Below are 19,630 nucleotides of genomic sequence, written 5' to 3'. Positions count from 1 at the left end.
AGGCTTTTATTTTTCAGCACTGAGTTGGTAGCTCTGGCCGAAGTGAGGATGCTCTTATCTAACGCCGTAATATTAGGGCGACGGTCACAAAGTGTCAATTGACTAGCGTCAAGCGTTTGTAAACCAGCTTTAGACGAATGACATAATACGTATAATACCGCTGTTAGCTCTGTAGCGTTCTTGCCGGTTCTTCCGGAAGATTTTTAAGTCCTGGCTGGATTACAGGTGGTGCTGGGTTCAGTGCTCTGGCCGGAGTGAGGACGCTCTTATCTAACATTGAGTACACGTCGTGACAGGCATTGGATGAGTAAGCGGCGCGGTTCTCGCTTCCTTTTTAAAGGAAAAACGGATGATTGATAAAGCAATCATCGTTCTGGGCGCGCTTATCGCGCTCCTGGAGCTGATTCGCTATATCCTCCAGTTAATGGAGTAACAGCGGAAACGTAGCTAAGGGTAGGAGGTTAACCGCTTCCTGCCCTTTAACAGAGAAAATATTCGGTATAAATTCAGAACGATTTCTTTTACTGCCTGTATACGCTTATCTGTTTATAGTGAGCCTGTTTTGAGCAGTCTGAAGCGCCGCATTCGCGGCGCTTTTTTACCTTAAATCTTTTCTACCTGGCCACCGGTCGGCACACCCTGATCGCTCTTATAGCTCCCTTTTTCCACCGTGCTTCTGTCGACGCCGAATTTTGCCACATAATGCGTGATGGCCGCTTCTGTAAAAGCACCAGACTCACTATGACTGGGATGGGCGGACTGCGCACGATAGTAGGTAATTTTAGGATGGGTTCCGGATTGAATCGACTGCACCATATATTTCGCCATATACCTGACCTCTTCGTTATATCAGCAAAACAGTTAACGGAATAAAGCCATCGGCTGCGCGCGGCAGCTTTATCAAGGAGTATAAAAAAGCGGAATAAGCGCGGATATCGGCTAATCGGCCAGGTAAGAAGAGGTGGTTTGCCCAGGTAATGCATATGAACAAGTTAAAAAAAGCGCCGTATTCGCGGCGCTTGAGATTGATGACAAATCCCTGGTCGCGTTTATATCAGTGACAGGGCAACAGAGGCAGATCGGAACACGGACACGCCGTAAATACTTCCATGTAGGCTCGGTTGGCGCGTCCATGCGCCAAACGGTCCGCTTATCCGCTCAGCCTCTGCCGCCATAAAGCTGCGGAGTTGCTGTAAAAAAACAGATGTTCACCTGAGCTTTTTTAGCTTTGTCAGCAGTCTGAAGCGCCGTATTTACGGCGCTTTTTGACAGCTATAACAAACTTATTGCGCAGGCGGGGTTTGTGCGACCAGATCGTGTACGCGCACGTAGCCCAACTGCTCCGGCGGCAGGTTACTCAGGCGCAGCGGCACCGTTACTTCGCTACGCGGCAGCAGTGAAGCCGCTACGCTGAAACTCTGGCTCTGGCTGTCGACCTGAAGCGGCTTGCCGGTCGTGGGATCCAGCTCGCCCCATTCCACAGTAGCGGTAAAAGCTGGCAGGCTGTTATCCGCTGCGGAACGAATATGCAGTATTGCTCGCGTGCCGTTAGCCTCACTTTCCACGTGACTTAACGATAGTCTCACTTCACCCAGCTGGCTCTGCAACGGCACAGCCGTATTAGTGGCTGGCAGCAGCCATGCGCCCTGGGTAGAGTTGCTGTTAAGGCTATTTTGCCGGGTCAGCGCGGTAGCCTGCTCGGTCAATTGCTGCATCTCGGTGTTTAGCTTGCCCACCTGGTTATGCAGCTTATTGATCTGCGGCTGCTGCTGCGGCGAAGCGCAGCTGGCTAATAGCGCCACGGCTGGCAGTAAAAACGCTTTCTTAAGATATCCCGCCATAGATGCCTACTGAGGAATACGTAAGGTTTGGCCCGGATAGATTTTATTCGGGTCAGACAGCATAGGTTTGTTTGCTTCAAAGATTTGATTGTACTTGTTTGGATCGCCGTATACCTCTTTCGAGATAGCGCTCAGCGTATCGCCTTTTTTCACCGTATAGAATTTTGCTTCGTTTCCGGCCTGCTCAACCTTCACGTTATCTTCAACATGGGTGATACCGGCAACGTTACCTGCCGCGACCAGGATTTTCTCTTTCAGCTCCTGAGAAATGCTGTCGCCGCTAATGCTGGCCTTGTCGCCGTCTACTTTAACATCGACCTTATCGCTGCCCGGCAGGCCCAGCTTGTGAAGGTAGTCTTTCAGCTTCGCGCTCTGATCTTCGCCAGCGCCGCTGACGGAATCCCATAATTTTTCGCCCGCTTCTTTTACAAAACTAAATAAACCCATATCTCCTCCGGTTAATCCCTGTATTCGAAAGTAAATGACGCGTTCGCGTTTCGTTATTATAGCGGAAGAATCAGGAGTAGGCCGTTTACAGGCGGCTAAAGCAATGCAAAAGGGCGGCCTGATATTTTGTTGATCGTCACTTCGCGCTACACTGTGCCTAATTTTCCAGGATCATCAGGAAGCATCATGCATTGCCCGTTCTGTTCTGCTGTGGATACCAAAGTTATCGATTCCCGCCTGGTGGGGGAAGGAACCTCGGTGCGCCGTCGCCGTCAGTGCCTGGTGTGCCACGAGCGCTTCACCACTTTTGAAGTTGCTGAGCTGGTGATGCCACGGGTCGTTAAAAGCAACGATATCCGCGAGCCTTTTAACGAGGACAAGCTTTGCAGCGGCATTATGAAGGCGCTGGAAAAACGGCCGGTAAGCTCAGACGATGTTGAAACCGCCGTCAGCCATATTAAAAGCAGGCTGCGTTCCACCGGCGAGCGCGAAGTGCCGAGCAAGATGATCGGCAATCTGGTGATGGACGAGCTGAAAAAACTGGATAAGGTTGCCTATATCCGCTTCGCCTCGGTTTACCGCAGTTTTGAAGATATCCGCGAATTTGGCGAAGAGATCGCCCGCCTACAGGATTAAGCAATGGACGAAATCTATATGGCGCGCGCGCTGGAGCTTGCCAGGCGCGGCCGCTTCACCACAACGCCCAATCCCAATGTAGGCTGCGTTATAGTCCGCGATGGCGTAATCGTTGGCGAAGGCTACCATTTCCGCGCTGGTGAGCCGCACGCCGAAGTTCATGCGCTGCGTATGGCGGGCGAGAAAGCCCGCGGTGCCACAGCCTATGTCACGCTGGAGCCATGCAGCCATCATGGCCGTACGCCGCCCTGCTGCGATGCGCTGATTGCCGCTGGCGTTGCCCGTGTCGTCGCCGCTATGCAGGATCCGAATCCGGAAGTAGCCGGGCGCGGGCTTTATCGTTTACAGCAGGCCGGCATTGAAGTCAGCCACGGGCTGATGATGCAGGAAGCGGAAGCGCTGAACCGGGGATTTCTCAAACGGATGCGTACCGGCTTTCCCTGGCTGCAGCTGAAGCTGGGCGCATCGCTGGATGGCCGTACGGCGATGGCGAACGGCGAGAGCCAGTGGATAACCTCGCCGGAAGCGCGACGAGATGTGCAGCGGCTGCGGGCGCAGAGCTCAGCCATTTTGACCACCAGCGCCACGGTGCTGGCAGACGATCCTTCTCTTACGGTACGCTGGGATGAGCTAAGCCGGGATACGCAGGCCAACTATGCGCAGCAGGATTTACGCCAGCCGGTCAGAGTGGTGATCGACAGTAATAATCGCGTGACGCCGCAGCATCGGCTGATTGCCCAACCAGGCGAGACCTGGCTGGCGCGTCGACAGCCAGACGAGCTTAGCTGGCCGGATAACGTTGAGCAGTTCACCGTACCGCAGCTAAACGGACAGACCGATTTGGTTTCTCTGCTGATGTTGCTGGGCCGCCGCCAAATCAATAGCGTGTGGGTAGAGGCTGGCGCCAAACTGGCTGGTGCACTGTTGGCCGCGGGCGTGGTAGACGAGCTGATTGTTTACCTCGCCCCTAAATTATTAGGCGATAACGCACGCGGTTTGTGCCATCTGCCTGCTTTAGCACAACTTGCTGAAGCACCGGCCTTTATATTCAGCGATAGTCGTCAGGTTGGGCCCGATTTGCGCCTGACGCTGACGCCGCGATAGCGCCCTGCAGAAAAGCGGAAGCAGAGCGTTAAAGAGTGTGATAGAATCCGCCCCCCTGCGGGGCCATAACAAACCCTGAAAGGAAGATTATGAACGTTATTGAAGCTGCTGTTGCTACTCCTGATGCGCGCGTGGCCATTGTTATTGCGCGTTTCAACAACTTTATCAACGACAGCCTGCTGAGCGGTGCCCTCGATGCGCTGAAGCGTATCGGCCAGGTAAAAGATGAAAACATCACCGTTATCTGGGTGCCGGGCGCCTACGAGATGCCAATGACGGCGCGCGCGCTGGCGAAATCCGGCAAGCACGACGCGGTAGTAGCGCTGGGCACCGTGATCCGCGGCGGCACCGCTCACTTCGAATATGTTGCTGGCGAAGCCAGCTCTGGCCTGGCCAGCGTCGCTATGAACAGCGATATTCCGGTTGCTTTTGGGGTTCTGACTACCGAAAACATCGAGCAGGCCATTGAGCGCGCCGGAACCAAAGCGGGCAACAAGGGCGCAGAAGCGGCCTTAACCGCACTTGAAATGATTAACGTATTGAAAGCCATCAAAGCCTGATTTTAAGGGGAATTTTGTGAAACCTGCTGCTCGTCGCCGCGCCCGTGAATGCGCTGTCCAGGCGCTTTACTCCTGGCAGTTGTCCAAAAACGACATTTCCGATGTCGAATACCAGTTTCTGGCGGAGCAAGACGTCAAAGACGTTGATATCAGCTATTTCCGCGAGCTGCTGGGCGGCGTTGCGACCAACAGCGCGTACCTGGACGGCCTGATGAAGCCTTATCTCTCTCGCCAGCTCGAAGAGCTGGGCCAGGTAGAGAAAGCGATTCTGCGCATTTCGCTGTACGAGCTGAGCAAGCGCTCCGATGTTCCCTATAAAGTTGCTATCAACGAGGGGATTGAGCTGGCTAAAGTGTTCGGCGCCGAAGACAGCCATAAATTCGTCAATGGCGTGCTGGATAAAGCCGCACCGCAAATCCGCCCCAACAAGAAGTAATCCTCTCAGGCCGGTTTTATCCGGCCTTCTTTCTTTTTTCTGCTGGAAAGCATTATGGCATGTGGCGAATTCGAACTTATCACGCGCTATTTTGATCGCGTAACCAGCTCTCGTCGCGATGTGGAAAAAGGCATCGGCGACGACTGCGCTCTCCTGAACCTGCCGGAAAAACAGACGCTGGCGATCAGCACCGACACGCTGGTGGCGGGCATCCATTTTCTGCGGGATATTCATCCGGCCGATCTCGGCTATAAAGCGCTGGCGGTGAATCTCAGCGATTTGGCCGCCATGGGCGCCGATCCCGCCTGGTTAACGCTGGCGCTGACGCTGCCGGAAGTCAACGAAGCCTGGATTAAAGAGTTCAGCGACAGCCTGTTTGAGCTGCTGGACTACTACAATATGCAGCTGATTGGCGGCGACACCACGCGTGGGCCGCTGAGCCTGACGCTGGGCATCCACGGCCTGGTACCACAGGGCAGGGCGCTGAAACGCTCCGGCGCTCGTCCGGGCGACTGGATTTATGTCACCGGTACGCTGGGTGACAGCGCGGCCGGGCTGGCGCTGTTACAGCACCATATAAAAATTAACGATCCCGCCGCGCACGAAGCGTTGATCAAGCGCCATCTACGGCCGATGCCGCGCATTCTGCAAGGTCAGGCGCTGCGCGATCTGGCGAGCGCGGCTATTGATATTTCCGATGGCTTAATCTCTGATCTGGGCCATATCCTCAAAGCCAGCGGCTGCGGTGCCCGCCTGAATCTGGACGCGCTGCCGCTGTCGGGCGTAATGAAAAGCCATTTCGAGCCGGAACAGGCGTTGACCTGGGCGCTGAGCGGCGGTGAAGATTACGAGCTTTGCTTTACCGTACCGGAAATCAATCGTGGCGCGCTGGATGTGGCGCTGGGCCATTACGGCGTGCCTTTTACCTGTGTCGGTCAACTGGCGCCGCAGTCCGAAGGTCTGGTGCTGTTAGAAAATGGTAAGCCGGTAGAGCGTAACCTGAAAGGATTTGACCATTTTGGATAAGCGAGAGGCGAAACGCCGCCTGAAAATGAGCAATCCCTGGCATCTGCTGGCAACGGGATTTGGTAGCGGACTTAGCCCGATAGTACCGGGAACCATGGGATCGCTGGCGGCCATCCCTTTCTGGTATTTGATGTCTTTCCTGCCATCGGATATCTATTCGCTGCTGGTAATGTTTGGCATCTGTATCGGTGTTTATCTGTGTCATCGCACCGCTAAGGATATGGGTGTACACGATCATGGCAGCATCGTCTGGGATGAATTTATCGGGATGTGGATTACGCTGATGGCGATCCCGGTAAATAGTTGGCAATGGGTGCTGGCCGGGTTTGTGATTTTCCGCATTCTGGATATGTGGAAGCCGTGGCCAATCCGCTGGTTCGACCGCAACGTGCACGGTGGCATGGGCATTATGGTGGATGATATCGTCGCAGGGATCCTTTCAGCAGGGATCCTTTATTACGCCGGGCACCATCTGGCGCTGTCGGCCTGAAGGTGCAGTAAAAAGGGCCGCGAGATTTCTGTCGCAGCCCTTTTTGATTTTTAACGCTGGTTAAAGCTTATTCAAATCCTACCACGTGATGCGGTTGATAGATTTTTTCCAGCTCGGCGATTTCTTCCTGCGTCAGTTCAATATCTACCGCCTTGACCAAATCGGCTAGCTGTTCAGAACGCGACGCGCCGATAATCGGAGCCGTTACCACAGGTTTAGCCAGCAGCCATGCCAGCGCGATCTGCGCCCGGCTGACGCCGCGTGCTTCAGCAATATCCGCCACGCGCTGCGCTATGGCGCCGTCATTTTCTTCGCTTTGCGCATAGAGCGTGCTGCCGTATTCATCAGATGCGGTACGCGCGGTGGCCTCGCCCCACGGACGCGTCAGGCGGCCGCGAGCCAGCGGGCTCCATGGCAGCACGGCAATATTTTCCGCCAGGCACAGCGGATACATTTCACGCTCTTCTTCACGCTGGATCAGGTTGTACTGATCCTGCATGCTGACAAATCTTGTCCAGCCGTAGCGATCGGCGGTGTAAAGCGCTTTAGCGAACTGCCAGGCATACATGGAGGAAGCGCCGATATAGCGCGCTTTGCCTGCTTTAACCACGTCATGTAGCGCTTCCAGCGTCTCTTCCAGCGGCGTGTTGTAATCCCAGCGATGGATCTGCAATAAATCGACATAATCGGTGCCTAAACGGCGCAGGCTGTCATCAATCGACTGCATAATATTGGCGCGGGAAAGACCGCCAGAAAGGTTGCTCATCGGGAAATAGACTTTGGTCGCCAGCACAATTTCTTCCCGGCGAGCGTAATCTTTCAGCGCGCGGCCAACGATCTCCTCGCTGCTGCCATCCGAGTAGCTGTTAGCGGTATCGAAGAAGTTAATTCCGGCGTCCAGCGCCTGTTTAATCAGCGGGCGGCTGCTCTCTTCCGGCAGCGTCCAGGGATGACGACCACGGTCGGGTTCGCCATAGGTCATGCAACCGAGGCATAAACGGGAAACGGTAAGATCGGTGTTGCCTAACTGAAGGGTCTTCATGCTAGCTCCTGCTGATGTTGAAAAGGCGCAAAGGCCTAAGCATAGCAGGTGAAAGGCTCCCCGGATGGGGAGCATAGTGCGGTGTTACAGCGTCAGCCAGCGCTTAATTTGCTGCTCAATGCCTTCGGCATCCAGCTGGTAATCGTGGCGGATCTCTTCCTGGGTGCCCTGCGGAATAAACTCGTCCGGCAGACCGATATTCAGTACCGGCACCAGCACGCGCTTCTCCATCAGCGCTTCGATTACGCCGCTGCCCGCGCCGCCTTTGATCGCGCCTTCTTCCAGCGTGATCAGCGCCTCGTGGCTGGCGGCCAGCTCCAGGATCAGCGCCTCGTCCAGCGGCTTCACAAAGCGCATATCTACCAGCGTGGCGTTCAGCGATTCTGCAACGGCTGCCGCTTCCGGTAATAATGTGCCGAAGTTAAGAATTGCCAGCTTTTCGCCTTCGCGCTTCACCACGCCTTTACCCAACGGCAGCGACGCCAGCGGCTGAAGTTCCGCGCCGGTTCCCGTTCCACGAGGGTAGCGCACCGCGCTTGGGCCAGCGCCATAGTGATAGCCGGTATAAAGCATCTGGCGGCATTCGTTCTCGTCGCTCGGCGTCATGATCACCATGTTCGGGATGCAGCGCAGGAAAGAGATATCGAAAGCGCCCTGATGGGTCTGGCCATCCGCGCCGACGATGCCGCCGCGATCGATAGCAAACAGCACGGGCAGCTTCTGGATCGCCACATCGTGGATCAGCTGGTCATAAGCGCGCTGTAAAAAGGTCGAGTAGATAGCGACAACGGGTTTGTAGCCGCCAATTGCCAGGCCTGCGGCGAAAGTCACCGCGTGCTGTTCGGCAATCGCCACGTCAAAATACTGCGCCGGATAGTCGCGCGAAAAGCTGACCATGCCGGAGCCTTCGCGCATCGCTGGCGTTACCGCCATCAACTTTTTATCCTCTGCTGCGGTTTCGCACAGCCACTGCCCAAAAATTTTGGAGTAGCTCGGCAGGCCTTCCACCGCTTTCGGCAGCAGGCCGCTGGCCGGATCGAATTTAGGCACGGCGTGCCAGCTAATCGGATCTTTCTCTGCCGGCGCGTAGCCTTTGCCTTTTTTGGTCATGATATGCAGGAACTGCGGGCCTTTCAGCTCGCGCATATTCCTTAGCGTCTGCACCAGCGTCAGCACATCGTGGCCATCAACCGGGCCAATATAGTTAAAGCCCAGCTCTTCAAATAGCGTGCCCGGGACTACCATGCCTTTCAGGTGCTCTTCAGTGCGTTTGACCAGCTCTTTGATCGGCGGCAGCCCGGTCAGTACCTTTTTGCCGCCTTCACGCAGCCGTGAGTAGGTTTTGCCGGAAAGGATTTGCGCCAGGCGGTTGTTCAGCGCGCCAACGTTTTCTGAAATCGACATTTCGTTGTCGTTCAGCACCACCAGCAGATCGGATTTAATATCGCCCGCGTGGTTCATTGCTTCAAAAGCCATACCGGCGGTAATGGCGCCATCGCCGATTACGCAGGCGGTGCGACGACCTTTGCCTTCTTTTTCCGCTGCGACCGCCATACCCAGTCCGGCGCTGATCGACGTAGAGGAGTGGCCGACGTTCAGCACATCGTAATCGCTCTCGTCACGCCACGGAAACGGATGCAGGCCGTTTTTCTGGCGGATGGTGCCGATACGATCGCGACGGCCGGTCAGAATTTTATGCGGGTAGGCCTGATGGCCCACGTCCCAGATCAAATGGTCAAAAGGCGTGTTATAGACGTAATGCAGGGCAACGGTCAGTTCCACCACGCCCAGCCCAGAGGCAAAATGGCCGCTGGAGCGGCTGACGCTGTCGAGTAAATACTGTCGTAGCTCGTCACAGAGTTTTGGCAGGCTCTCTTTAGGAAGCGAACGTAATTCTTGTACCGAAGCGGCCTGCGCCAGCGTCGGGTATTTTGCAGTATCAAAACTCATCAGAGACTCATTGTGGAAGTTATTTATTGCGTTCAATTATGTAGCTTGCCAGCAGCTGTAGCGACGTAGTGTCAAAGCCCTGTGCGGCAAGCGTTTCCAGCGCGCCAAGCGCCTCCTGACAGAGTTCCCACGCTTTTTCCCGCGCGCTGTCGAGTCCCATCAAGGCTGGGTAAGTACTTTTTCCAAGCTGCTGATCGGCGCCCTGTTTTTTGCCGATAATGGCCGTATCGCCTACCACATCTAAAATATCGTCCTGCACCTGAAACGCCAGGCCGATAGCTTCAGCGTAGCGATCCAACGCAGGCAGCGCGCTGCGACCACGTTCACCCGCGGCTAAAGCCCCCAGACGAACCGCTGAACGGATTAGCGCGCCGGTCTTATAACGATGGATCTGCTCCAGTTCGCTCAGGCCGACCTGCTGGCCTTCCGCCGCCAGATCCAGTGCCTGACCACCGCACATGCCCGCCACGCCGCTGGCCTGCGCCAGTTCGGAAATCATGGCGATACGGTGCTCTGCCGTTACGCCTGGCATCTTTGTATCGGCAAGTATAGTGAAGGCGAGCGTTTGTAGGGCGTCTCCGGCCAAAATAGCTGTATCTTCGCTGAATTTAATATGGCAGGTCGGCTGGCCGCGTCGCAGGCTGTCATCATCCATGGCGGGCAAATCGTCATGGATCAGCGAGTAGGCGTGGATGCACTCTACTGCGGCGGCAGGCGCGTCCAGCGCGGCATCCTCGGCCTGCAGCATCTGTCCGGTGGCATAAACCAGGAAAGGCCGCAGGCGTTTGCCGCCCAGCAGCGCGCCATATTCCATAGCGTTAACCAACGGCGAGTGCTGAAAAGGCAGGGCACCGATAAAATTTTGTAAAGCCTGATTGACGCGCGAATGGTGCGCGGTAAGAAGAGCGCTAAAATCCATTAGTCGTTTTCCGGCGTGAAAGGCTGCAGATCGCCATTTTTATCGTCGTTAAGCAGGATCTGCACGCGCTGTTCCGCCTGTTGCAGCTTCTGCTGGCCCGCTCGCGCCAGCTGCACGCCGTGTTCGAATTCATTCAGCGCCTCTTCCAGCGGCAGATCGCCGCTCTCAAGACGGGAAACAATTTGCTCCAGCTCGGTAAGCGAAGTTTCAAAACTGGCGGGTTGTTCGGCTTTTTTCGGCATAATAACGTTTGGCTCGCTCTCTGTCAGGTTACTCATGGTAGCCGACTCAAATTGATTAGCAAAATAATGATTCCGACAGCTGTTGCAGAAGCAGTCGGCGCTCAGATGTGATACAATCTTCGCCCCTGGATGCAAAGGGCGAAGGCTGCTTTGCAATTCTCTGATTTTACCCGCTAAGTGCGCTCTGTTTCAGCACTTAATTGCCCGTTGAGCCCGTGCCACCATGAAGTTTATCATTAAATTATTCCCTGAAATCACCATTAAAAGCCAGTCTGTTCGTCTGCGTTTTATCAAAATGTTAACGACGAACATCCGTAACGTACTGAAAGAGTGCGACGAGACGCTGGCCGTGGTGCGTCACTGGGACCATATTGAAGTTCGTTCTAAAAATGAGAGCCAGCGCGGCTATATCATTGATGAGCTAACGCGTATTCCCGGCATCCATCATGTGCTGGAAGTAGAAGAACGTCCCTATACCGATCTACATAATATCTTTGAACAGACGCTGGCGATGAACCGCGAGCGTATTGAAGGCAAAACTTTCTCCGTGCGCGTGAAGCGCCGTGGCAAGCATGAATTCAGTTCCCAGGACGTTGAGCGTTACGTTGGCGGCGGGCTTAATCAGCATGTTGCCAGCGCCCAGGTCAAACTGAACCATCCGCAGGTCACGGTAAATCTGGAGATTGAAGACGATCGCCTGCTGTTAATTACCGGCCGTTATGAAGGCATCGGCGGATTCCCTATCGGCAGCCAGGAAGATGTACTGTCGCTGATTTCCGGCGGCTTCGACTCCGGCGTCTCCAGCTATATGCTGATGCGTCGCGGCTGTCGCGTACATTACTGCTTCTTTAACCTGGGCGGCGCGGCACATGAAATCGGCGTGCGTCAGGTTGCGCACTATTTATGGAACCGTTTTGGCCGTTCGCATAAGGTACGCTTCGTCGCGATTAATTTTGAGCCGGTAGTAGGCGAGATTCTGGAAAAAGTGGATGACGGCCAGATGGGCGTAGTGCTGAAGCGCATGATGGTGCGCGCGGCTTCCACTATTGCGGAGCGCTACGGCGTGCAGGCGCTGGTAACCGGCGAAGCGCTGGGCCAGGTCTCCAGCCAGACCTTAACCAACCTGCGCCTGATCGACAACGCTTCCGATACGCTGATCCTGCGTCCACTGATTTCGCACGATAAAGAGCATATCATCAAGCTGGCCCGTCATATCGGCACAGAGGATTTTGCCCGCACCATGCCGGAATATTGCGGCGTGATTTCGAAAAGCCCGACGGTAAAAGCGGTGAAGACAAAAATCGAAGCCGAAGAGCAAAACTTCGATTTCTCCGTGCTGGAAAAAGCTATCGAAGAGGCCACTAACGTCGACATCCGCCAGATTGCTCAAGAGACGGATCAGGAAGTGGTGGAGGTGGAAACCGTGGTTTCGTTTGGCGATAACGATGTGGTGTTGGATATTCGTTCGCCGGATGAGCAGGATGAAAATCCGCTGGAGCTGGACGGCGTAGAGGTGAAAGGCATGCCGTTCTACAAGCTCAGCACCCAGTTTGGCGATCTGGACCAGAGTAAAAACTGGCTGCTGTACTGCGATCGCGGCGTGATGAGCCGCCTGCAGGCGCTCTATCTGCACGAGCAGGGCTTTAAAAACGTGAAGGTCTATCGGCCTTAACGGCAGTTAAGAAGCATCGTAAAATTAAAAGGCGCTATTTTTAGCGCCTTTGAGGTTGATGACAAAGTATGCCGGTGCCGGCTCAGGAGGGCCTGTGTCTTCCGCAAAGACGCAAAAAGCGCCTTCCGTGGCGGCTGCCGTCCATGGCCCGTAATGCTTTGCTCCAGCCGCAGGCCCTCCATCGCTTCACGTTTGTCAGCAATCTGTGGCGCTATCTTTAGCGCCTTTTTTCCCTTTTTCTGGCATGCCAGACAGGCTATTCCACCCATTCCCGATAGTCGAAAATGCCTGCGGCAAGCACCAGCTGCTGCGCTACCTCATGGGCTTTTTCTTTTCCGATCAGCAGGTCGATCAATTTCAGCGCAAAATCAATCGAGGTGCCGGGTGCCTGGCTGGTGAGCAGATTAACGCGGCGATCCCAGACCACGCGTTTATCCATCCACTGGTTCTCCGGAATGGTCTCTTTCAGGCCCGGAAAGCCGGTCATATTGCCAACGGGAAAAAGGTTATGCGGCACCAGCACCGTACCGGCCGCAGCACAAATCGCTGCGACGATGCGGCCGGACTGATGAAACTGACGAACCGTCTCCACCAGCAGCGGGCTGTCGCGGAAAACCTCCGCACCTTTCAAACCGCCGGGCAGGACAATGGCGTCGAAATCGTTATCGGCCACCTCGACCAGCGCAGCATCCGCCAGTAGCCTGACGCCACGTGAACAAACTATTTCTCTGCCGCCGTCATCTGCCACGCTGGCGGTGGTGACGCTAATGCCTGCGCGTACCAGTAGATCTATAGTAGTGACTGCTTCAGTTTCTTCACTGCCAGCTGCCAGGCAAACCAGTACGCTCGCGCTCATAATTTTGTTCCTTACGCTTAATCATTTCATAAAGCCGGCTGTTTTCCGGTGCCGACAGGCCTTGTGCCCGTGCCCGGCGAATCACATAGCCGGTAATATAGTCTATTTCTGTGCGCCGCTGCGCCCGGATATCCTGCAACATAGAAGAAGTGTTAGCGGCGGTCGCGCTGATGACCGCATTCACATAATCCAGCAGCGCCTCGCGGGAAGTGTGTTGGCCTTCACGCTCCATTACTGTCGCCACCTCGTTGCAAAGCGCGGCAACCTCTTGCGGATGGTTAAGCAGCTCGCCGTTGGGGCAGTCATATTGAACCGTTAGCGGATTGATCACGCAGTTGACGGCCAGTTTCTGCCAGGCGGCGGAGGCCACATTATTATGCCAGGCGACGTCAGGCAGCGCCTGCTGAAGCATTTCTGCCAGCTCGCTGAAGTGCGCGCTTTCCGGCGAGGTCGGGCCAATATGCGTAATACCTGCCGCAACGTGCACTATCACCGTGCCGTCTCGTTTTGCAGCGTGGGTAGTGATGCCGCGCAGCAGCGGCTGAGTTAATGTCTGTAACTCATCAAGCGTTCCCATGCCGTTGTGCAGCAACAGCACAGGGCAATCCTCGCGCAGCGCAAACTGAAGATTTTTAACCGCTTCAGAAACCTGCCAGGCTTTTAACGTTACCAGCAGCAGATCGCTTTGCGTTAAGAAGTTAGGATCGTTGGCGATACAGGTTTCGTTGGTAACCGAACCATCCAGGTTAACCACGTTGACGGAACAGTAAGGCTGCGGCACGCGTAGCCAGCCCTGAACCTCATTGCCCTGGGCTTTAAGGGCAGCCAGCCAAATTTGCCCTAAAGCGCCGCATCCCAATACGGTAATCTTCATTCATCCTCCCCGCATGCGGGTTGCATTAATTGCCCGGTGGCGCCGATGGAGCTGTTCTTATTATAGCTTTCCGTGCCGGTGGTTTTTTTACTGACGCTAAGTCGGTATTATGCCTGTCACAACAGAATCAGGAGAATAAATCATGCCATCTTTCGATATCGTTTCGGAAATCGATCTGCAGGAAGTGCGTAATGCCGTGGAAAACGCCAACCGTGAAGTCTCTACCCGCTTTGATTTTCGCAACGTCGAGGCCAGCTATGAGCTGAATGAGAAAAACGAAAGCATTAAGGTGCTGAGCGAGTCAGATTTCCAGGTTAAACAGCTGGTGGATATTCTGCGCGAAAAGCTGCTTAAGCGCGGCATTGAAAACGGCGCGCTGGACGTGCCGGAAGAGATCGAACACAGCGGCAAAAGCTGGAGCGTCGAGGCCAAACTGAAAAAAGGCATCCCGACGGACGTGGCAAAAAAAGTCGTTAAGCTGATCAAAGACAGCAAAATGAAGGTGCAAACCCAGATTCAGGGTGAAGAAGTTCGCGTAACCGGTAAATCCCGCGACGATCTGCAAAGCGCAATGGCGCTGGTGCGCGGCGGCAACCTGGGCCAGCCTTTCCAGTTCAAAAACTTCCGCGACTAAGCAAAAACGCTGGCACAGTTTTGCTTTAGCAGACTGGCCAGCGTCCTTTTGCCGCTATCAGCAGGCTCGCAAATAAGCTTTGGTCGAGCCTTGTTTTTATTTAGTTTCAGCAGGCTGGAGTCCGGGCAGGATTTCACCCAAAGCCTGCAGTAAATTGTTGGCCCAAAAACGGCCGCCGTTGGTCAGGCGCAGACAAAGCGAACGATCCCGCAGCAGGCCGGACTCGTGCCACTGATCGATCAGCGGCTGTAGCTGCGCAGCGTATGGCGTTAATTCATGTAGATCCAAACGCCCACGCTCAATGCCGCCCTGTAGCTGATGACGCCATGGCGTATGCGTAGCGGCAGTCATCATCGCTATCGGCTTCTCGTTTTTTTCCAGCGCGGCATAGTAATCTTCCAGGCTGCGTTTATTCATCCAGGCCTGGCCATCGAGGTTGCCGCCCGCGCCCGCGCCCAGCGCCAGGCAATCCGCACCTTGCTTGATCAACAGATTATAAAGGTTGCGCTCACGCGTGGTGCTGGCCCAATGGCTGTTGCTTAGCTGTCGCCAGCCGAAAGCTTCCAGACATTCAGCGCCCTGTAGATAGAAATCACGCCGCTGCACAACATCCGGCAAAGTAACGCGTTCGTTTTCCATCGCCTTTGCCAGCGGCGTTTGCGGCAACAGGTTTAACGCATAGAGATCGACGCCGTCCAGACCGATCTCTTTGACTATTTCCAGATCTTTTTGCCAGCTTTCCGCTGTCTGGCCAGGCAGGCCAAAAATCAGATCGCAAACCACGGCGGCTCTGTCGCGGCGGCAAAGGTTTTTCAGAAAGGCGATAGCCTGTTCCTGGTTTGCCGTGCGCGCCATCCGCTTGCGGACGCGGCTGTCGAACGTCTGAATGCCGATGGAAAAACGATTGGCACCTGCATCCAGACAGGCATCAATTCTTTCATCGTCAAAATTCAGAATCCGTCCTTCAATAGTGATTTCACAATCCGGCGCCAGCGGCAGGCTGGCTTTCAGCCGCCGAATCAGGGTATAGAGATCGTTGGCGGCAAGGGCGGTTGGCGTGCCGCCACCAAAATAAACGGCATGAATGGGCGCGGACTGATGAAGCGGGCTGGCGGCCTCCAGCTCAATTTCCTGGTACAGATAAGAAGCGTAACGTGCTGCCTCGTCAGCCTGAAACTTATTCTGATAGAATCCGCAAAACTTACACTGCGTGGCGCAAAAGGGGATATGCAGATAGACCAGCCGCTTATTAGGCGCAAGTACTTGCTCACATAGATTATGCCAGGCAGGCTGAATCGCTTCCTGAGAAAGAGGGAGGCTATTACGGAAAGGCATTGCCGCCCGACGATGTTCAAATGCCAGCGCGCCGGGCTGAGCAAACCAGGGAGAGAAATCACGCACGTTACACATCCATGAGCAAAGTAAAAAGAGCTAATATTAAAAGATAATCATTATCATTTGGCAAAGCAGAATGCGCGCTGGATGACACAGGTCAAGAAAGCGGGACAGGGCTGTTGACTGGACAGAAAAAGCAATAAGCAGCCTTAGGCAAATGTAGTGACCCGATTGTACAAAACGATGACGTAGATTTGTTGTCGATGGTTTTGTATAATATTTACTCTAATGCCTGGAGGTACTTATGGCTGTAATGAAGTTAACAATTCCTAACGCTGTTGAACGGCCTGCTCGTAATCGCGGCAAGGCTGGTGCGCTTAAACGTGCCTTGCGCCGAAGCGCTTCTCTACGGCGGTATGAAACTGTTCCGAGCGTAAGCCGCGAAGAAGCCCGGCATCTTTCTGAAACTTTTCTTAAGGCGTATCAGGAAAAGAGTGATGGGGAGTTTGAACTTGCATGACCCTGAAGGGGAAAGTTTGGGTTCATCCTAAATACACAGCAGCAAAACAGGGAGAGGCAGCGAAAGGCCGCAGCACTCTTGCCTCTTTCGAAACAGCATTCAAGGATTACTGGACGACAGGATTTCACCCCCATTTGGTAAAGACACCATTTTTGAAAAACCCTTTCCTGATGTACTTCCTTTTTCTTTGCGTAAAGCCCACGTCAGGCCCACAGAGTTTACTAATAAATTTGGTCCTGGCGGGACGAAAAATGGATGGAACAATCGCACAATAATAACCAGGGATTTTGCTACCAGTAATATTTATATGGCCTACGCAGTCAATGTGGTTCGGGATGCTCTAATCCTGGCTTTGATTGATAACGCTCACTATGTGACTGAATCAGCTGCATTTATGCAGGGGCTAATGGAGGGGGCGGACTATTGGTATACTAAAACAGGTATACCAGCTATGCCTGTTGAACAACAACATACAGTTTGGATGACGGAAGTGTGGAGTATTTAATTTTCCCTCATTATATTGTCCGAATAAGTTAAACGATTACATAGTAAATTATATTAAATAATCCCGGCCTTGCGGTATATTCGTTACATTCTGCAAGTCAATAAAGCGATCGGAATAGTAAAAAACTGCGGCAGCGCATTCGCCCCACCGCAGGTTAAAACTAGCAGCTGCCGACCAGCGCTTCCAGTTCAGGACGGTTAGTTACCTTACTGTCAATCTTCACATAGGCGCTGCGCTCTTCCGGCACGATAAATACTGCGGCCACGCCCGGTTGTGCCTTCAGGCGTTTTTCCAGTGCGGCGGTGTCGGTGATATCGTCGCGCAGTACGATGCGCAGGCTGCTGACATAAGGCGGCTCCTGCATGGTGCAGCTCACCAGCAGCCAGACTGCGGCAATCAATGCGCCAACCACGAATACCGTGGAAGCATCAAAGTGGCCATAGAGCCAGCCGCCCAGGCTGCCGCCGATCGCCACGCCGATAAACTGGCTGGTGGAGTAGACGCCCATTGCGGTGCCTTTATAGCCCGGCGGCGATTCTTTACTGACCAGCGAAGGCAGAATGGCCTCCATCAGGTTAAAGCCGATAAAGAAAAGCTGTACGCCGATCACCAGCGTCCAGAAGTGCGGGCCAGCGCCCCAAAGCACAATCTCCGCAATCAAAATAATCGCTACGCAGAAAATAAATACCCGCTTCATCTGACGCTTTACTTCGGCGTAAATAATAAAGGGGATCACGCCGCCAAAAGCGATCAGCATAGTGACAAGATAGACCTTCCAGTGCTGCTCTGCCGGAAAACCGGCCTGCTCGAACTCGCCAGGCAGGGCGACAAAGCTCGACATCAGCAGAATATGCAGGCACATAATGCCGAAGTTAAGCTTTACCAGACGGCTGTTGCCCAGCACGGCGCGGAAGCTGCCTTTCACAATGCCCGATTCGCGGTTAAGCATATGGCTGGAAGCGGAAGGCACTACCAGCAGCGTAATCACGATGCCGCTGCTTGCCAGCAGCGCTATCATCCAGAACAGCGCGTGAAGACCCAGCGCATGGGTGATGATTGGCCCGAGTACCATCGCGATAGCGAAAGTGATGCCGAAGCTAATGCCGATAAAAGCCATAGCTTTAGTGCGGTTCTGCTCGCGGGTCAGATCGGAAAGCAGCGCCATTACGGCTGCCGCTATTGCGCCAGAACCCTGGAGCGCACGCCCGAGGATTACGCCCCAGATGGAAGTGGTACTGGCGGCAATCACGCTGCCGAGCACAAAGATCAGCAGACCGCCGATAATCAACGGTTTACGACCAATTTTGTCGGAAAGTAGTCCAAAAGGAATCTGAAATACGGCCTGCGCTAAACCGTAAATGCCGATGGCCAGGCCGATCAGCGCTTCGCTTGCGCCCTGCAGCGCCATGCCATAAGTGGTCAGGACGGGAAGCACCATAAACATGCCCAGCATACGCAGGGAAAAGACGGTTCCCAAACCCCATGTCGCACGCAGTTCGACCGGAGTCATTTTGTTATCGTTCATTACTACCTCAGTTTATCTGGTGAACATATTTTAAGGGGCGGGGCAGGGCGGGTAAAATTATTATTAACAAGAAGTGGTAACAAAAAGAAAAGGGCGCGATAAATGCGCCCTTCGGAGGAGTCGGAAGTTACCAGACGTAGGTCAGTAAATCCTTTGAGGCCGGCGTCATAAAGTCCACCGACATCATCACGCTTAGCGCGGTGATGGCGACGATAGAGAAAACGAACAGCTTGCGCGCCCAGACACGATCGTTCTGCGTCTTGTAGCCCGAAAGCGCCATTCCCAGCCACCATACGCTAACGGCAGCGGCAACCACCAGATACTTATAGCCCGCGTAGCCCACCAGCGTCAGCATCAGCGTCGCTACCATAAACGCCAGGATATAAAGCGTAATATGGTTCTTGGCGACCGAGATGCCTTTTACCACCGGTAGAACCGGGATATTCGCTGCCTGGTAATCTTTAAAGCGGAAGATGGCAATCGCATAGGAGTGCGGCATCTGCCACAGGCTAAAGATAGCCAGCAGGATCAGCGCGCCAGCGTCAAACTGGTTGCTGACGGCGCAGTAGCCGATAACCGGCGGCGCCGCGCCGGACAGGCTGCCAATCAGCGTTCCGTAAACGGAGTGGCGCTTCATGTACAGGCTGTAAATACCGACGTAAACCACAAAGCCCATCACCGCCAGCCACATGGCCAGCGGGTTTGCTCCGAGATACAGCAACGCGAATCCAGCAATACCCAGAACGGTTGCATAAACCAGAGAGACTGTCGGAGAAATGAGGCCTTTTACCAGCACACGGTTTCTGGTTCTCTCCATTTTTACGTCGATGTCGCGGTCAATAAAGTTGTTATAAACACAACCCGATGCGACCACCAGCGAGACGCCGACTAAGGTGGTGAGAAACAGGGAATAGTCGATGCTACCTTTAGAAGCCAGCAGAAATCCCCCGATGACAGAAATTAAATTCCCGAAAATAATTCCTGGTTTCGTTACTTGCAGGTATTGCTTAATCATC

The 19,630-nt window shown here is 54.2% G+C and carries 22 protein-coding genes; 10 read left to right on the top strand and 12 right to left on the bottom strand.

Going from position 1 to position 19,630, the window contains the following annotated elements:
- Positions 1-349 precede the first annotated feature (349 nt).
- Complete coding sequence (gene dinQ, locus ACETPC_RS22620) at positions 350-433, top strand: damage-inducible type I toxin DinQ (protein ID WP_380184731.1); 84 nt, start codon at positions 350-352, stop codon at positions 431-433.
- Positions 434-603: 170 nt separating this feature from the next.
- On the opposite strand, the gene ACETPC_RS22615 is transcribed toward dinQ, so the two are convergent.
- The 3 genes from ACETPC_RS22615 to lysM all read right to left on the bottom strand — a co-directional run bounded on the left by ACETPC_RS22615 (position 604) and on the right by lysM (position 2,288).
- The gene (locus ACETPC_RS22615) at positions 604-828 is read right to left on the bottom strand and encodes a hypothetical protein (RefSeq protein WP_380184713.1); all 225 of its coding nucleotides are present in this window, start codon (positions 826-828) and stop codon (positions 604-606) included.
- A 455-nt stretch (positions 829-1,283) separates the two neighbouring features.
- Positions 1,284-1,841, bottom strand: a complete 558-nt coding sequence (locus tag ACETPC_RS22610) for a DUF3251 domain-containing protein (RefSeq protein ID WP_380184712.1) — start codon at positions 1,839-1,841, stop codon at positions 1,284-1,286.
- A 6-nt stretch (positions 1,842-1,847) separates the two neighbouring features.
- The gene (gene lysM, locus ACETPC_RS22605) at positions 1,848-2,288 is read right to left on the bottom strand and encodes a peptidoglycan-binding protein LysM (RefSeq protein ID WP_380184711.1); all 441 of its coding nucleotides are present in this window, start codon (positions 2,286-2,288) and stop codon (positions 1,848-1,850) included.
- A 186-nt stretch (positions 2,289-2,474) separates the two neighbouring features.
- Between lysM and nrdR the strand changes: the two genes are divergently transcribed.
- From nrdR to pgpA, 6 genes are all read left to right on the top strand, one after another.
- Positions 2,475-2,924: a transcriptional regulator NrdR gene (nrdR, locus tag ACETPC_RS22600; protein ID WP_380184710.1), complete on the top strand. Its 450-nt coding sequence runs from the start codon at positions 2,475-2,477 to the stop codon at positions 2,922-2,924.
- A gap of 3 nt (positions 2,925-2,927) precedes the next feature.
- Positions 2,928-4,028 carry a bifunctional diaminohydroxyphosphoribosylaminopyrimidine deaminase/5-amino-6-(5-phosphoribosylamino)uracil reductase RibD gene (gene ribD / locus ACETPC_RS22595; protein WP_380184709.1) on the top strand — a complete coding sequence of 367 codons (1,101 nt, stop codon included), beginning with the start codon at positions 2,928-2,930 and terminating at the stop codon, positions 4,026-4,028.
- Between the two features lie 89 nt (positions 4,029-4,117).
- The gene (ribE, locus tag ACETPC_RS22590; RefSeq protein ID WP_380184708.1) at positions 4,118-4,588 is read left to right on the top strand and encodes a 6,7-dimethyl-8-ribityllumazine synthase; all 471 of its coding nucleotides are present in this window, start codon (positions 4,118-4,120) and stop codon (positions 4,586-4,588) included.
- Between the two features lie 16 nt (positions 4,589-4,604).
- Positions 4,605-5,024 carry a transcription antitermination factor NusB gene (gene nusB / locus ACETPC_RS22585; RefSeq protein WP_380184707.1) on the top strand — a complete coding sequence of 140 codons (420 nt, stop codon included), beginning with the start codon at positions 4,605-4,607 and terminating at the stop codon, positions 5,022-5,024.
- Between the two features lie 54 nt (positions 5,025-5,078).
- On the top strand, positions 5,079-6,050 hold the full coding sequence (gene thiL, locus ACETPC_RS22580; protein WP_380184706.1) for a thiamine-phosphate kinase: 972 nt from the start codon (positions 5,079-5,081) through the stop codon (positions 6,048-6,050).
- Positions 6,043-6,540, top strand: coding sequence for a phosphatidylglycerophosphatase A (gene pgpA, locus ACETPC_RS22575; RefSeq protein ID WP_380184705.1), 498 nt, complete (start codon positions 6,043-6,045; stop codon positions 6,538-6,540). The genes thiL and pgpA overlap by 8 nt, the downstream gene beginning before the upstream one ends.
- A 67-nt stretch (positions 6,541-6,607) precedes the next feature.
- Here pgpA and ACETPC_RS22570 read toward each other — a convergent pair whose 3' ends face one another.
- From ACETPC_RS22570 to xseB, 4 genes are all read right to left on the bottom strand, one after another.
- On the bottom strand, positions 6,608-7,582 hold the full coding sequence (locus ACETPC_RS22570) for an aldo/keto reductase (protein WP_380184704.1): 975 nt from the start codon (positions 7,580-7,582) through the stop codon (positions 6,608-6,610).
- 84 nt (positions 7,583-7,666) lie between these two features.
- Positions 7,667-9,532, bottom strand: a complete 1,866-nt coding sequence (dxs, locus tag ACETPC_RS22565) for a 1-deoxy-D-xylulose-5-phosphate synthase (protein WP_380184703.1) — start codon at positions 9,530-9,532, stop codon at positions 7,667-7,669.
- Positions 9,533-9,551: 19 nt separating this feature from the next.
- The gene (gene ispA, locus ACETPC_RS22560) at positions 9,552-10,451 is read right to left on the bottom strand and encodes a (2E,6E)-farnesyl diphosphate synthase (RefSeq protein ID WP_380184702.1); all 900 of its coding nucleotides are present in this window, start codon (positions 10,449-10,451) and stop codon (positions 9,552-9,554) included.
- Positions 10,451-10,693 carry an exodeoxyribonuclease VII small subunit gene (xseB, locus tag ACETPC_RS22555; RefSeq protein ID WP_380184730.1) on the bottom strand — a complete coding sequence of 81 codons (243 nt, stop codon included), beginning with the start codon at positions 10,691-10,693 and terminating at the stop codon, positions 10,451-10,453. Before xseB ends, ispA begins: the two co-directional genes overlap by 1 nt.
- Positions 10,694-10,916: 223 nt before the next feature.
- Here xseB and thiI point away from each other — a divergent pair, with 223 nt between their 5' ends.
- Entirely contained in the window at positions 10,917-12,365 is a 1,449-nt protein-coding gene (gene thiI, locus ACETPC_RS22550) for a tRNA uracil 4-sulfurtransferase ThiI (RefSeq protein ID WP_380184701.1), read from the top strand.
- 256 nt (positions 12,366-12,621) lie between these two features.
- On the opposite strand, the gene yajL is transcribed toward thiI, so the two are convergent.
- Positions 12,622-13,221, bottom strand: a complete 600-nt coding sequence (yajL, locus tag ACETPC_RS22545) for a protein deglycase YajL (protein WP_380184700.1) — start codon at positions 13,219-13,221, stop codon at positions 12,622-12,624.
- Entirely contained in the window at positions 13,181-14,095 is a 915-nt protein-coding gene (gene panE / locus ACETPC_RS22540; protein ID WP_380184699.1) for a 2-dehydropantoate 2-reductase, read from the bottom strand. Before panE ends, yajL begins: the two co-directional genes overlap by 41 nt.
- Before the next feature lie 142 nt (positions 14,096-14,237).
- Here panE and ACETPC_RS22535 point away from each other — a divergent pair, with 142 nt between their 5' ends.
- A complete protein-coding gene (locus tag ACETPC_RS22535) occupies positions 14,238-14,729 on the top strand; it encodes a YajQ family cyclic di-GMP-binding protein (protein ID WP_380184698.1) in 492 nt (163 codons plus the stop codon).
- 96 nt (positions 14,730-14,825) lie between these two features.
- Here ACETPC_RS22535 and hutW read toward each other — a convergent pair whose 3' ends face one another.
- Positions 14,826-16,139: a heme anaerobic degradation radical SAM methyltransferase ChuW/HutW gene (hutW, locus tag ACETPC_RS22530; protein ID WP_380184697.1), complete on the bottom strand. Its 1,314-nt coding sequence runs from the start codon at positions 16,137-16,139 to the stop codon at positions 14,826-14,828.
- Positions 16,140-16,368: 229 nt separating this feature from the next.
- On the opposite strand from hutW, the gene ACETPC_RS22525 reads away from it, so the two are divergent.
- Positions 16,369-16,584, top strand: a complete 216-nt coding sequence (locus ACETPC_RS22525) for a hypothetical protein (RefSeq protein ID WP_380184696.1) — start codon at positions 16,369-16,371, stop codon at positions 16,582-16,584.
- 665 nt (positions 16,585-17,249) lie between these two features.
- Here ACETPC_RS22525 and ACETPC_RS22520 read toward each other — a convergent pair.
- Entirely contained in the window at positions 17,250-18,614 is a 1,365-nt protein-coding gene (locus ACETPC_RS22520) for an MFS transporter (RefSeq protein WP_380184695.1), read from the bottom strand.
- Positions 18,615-18,741: 127 nt separating this feature from the next.
- Positions 18,742-19,629, bottom strand: coding sequence for a heme o synthase (gene cyoE, locus ACETPC_RS22515; RefSeq protein ID WP_380184729.1), 888 nt, complete (start codon positions 19,627-19,629; stop codon positions 18,742-18,744).
- Position 19,630: the final 1 nt, after the last annotated feature.

It is taken from the genome of Pantoea sp. sgz302252 (assembly GCF_042610525.1).
GTDB lineage: Bacteria > Pseudomonadota > Gammaproteobacteria > Enterobacterales > Enterobacteriaceae > Erwinia.
Note: the sequence above shows the minus strand (reverse complement) of the source record. Positions and strands in the feature narration are given on the sequence as shown.